This window comes from Methanoculleus sp. MH98A (assembly GCF_000691865.1).
Classification (GTDB): domain Archaea; phylum Halobacteriota; class Methanomicrobia; order Methanomicrobiales; family Methanoculleaceae; genus Methanoculleus.
In genome coordinates this window covers 1-461 of record NZ_JMIO01000298.1, presented here as the reverse complement: position 1 = coordinate 461, position 461 = coordinate 1, and the positions used below count along the sequence as shown (strand labels likewise).

Genomic DNA, 461 nt, shown 5'->3' with positions numbered 1-461 from the left:
GCGCCGCTACAACCCGGAGATGAAGATCTTCCGGACGAACATGAAGACCGGAAAAGGGTTGGACGAGCTGCTGGACGCGATCCTCGCGTGATCAGCAGAGTTAAATATCCCGGTCCCGAATAGTTATAGCACTTTAACGAGAGATTGCTACCCCCGAAGGGTATTGCGTCCTCAGCAGAGTATATCGGTGGTCACATGCAGTGGCAAGGAAGATCAGTACGGAAGCCATCGGGCGGACGCTACCACACCTCCCAGGGCAAAAAGAGAACGGAGATCGGAAGAGCTCCGGCAGAGACGCATATCGGTGAAGAACGCAGGAGAATTGTCCGCACCTTCGGCGGCAACCAGAAGGTCCGGGCACTCCGGTTAGAGTACGCAACGGTCTCGAACCCCGCAACCGGCGAGACCAAAAAGACGAAGATCGAGGCGGTCGAGGCAAACAGCGCCGACCCGAACTACGT

At 56.8% G+C, this 461-nt stretch carries 1 protein-coding gene; it reads left to right on the top strand.

Going from position 1 to position 461, the window contains the following annotated elements; all coding sequences use genetic code 11:
* Positions 1-195: 195 nt before the first annotated feature.
* On the top strand, positions 196-461 hold a 266-nt coding region (locus EI28_RS13045; protein WP_048115539.1), incomplete at its 3' end, for a 30S ribosomal protein S8e.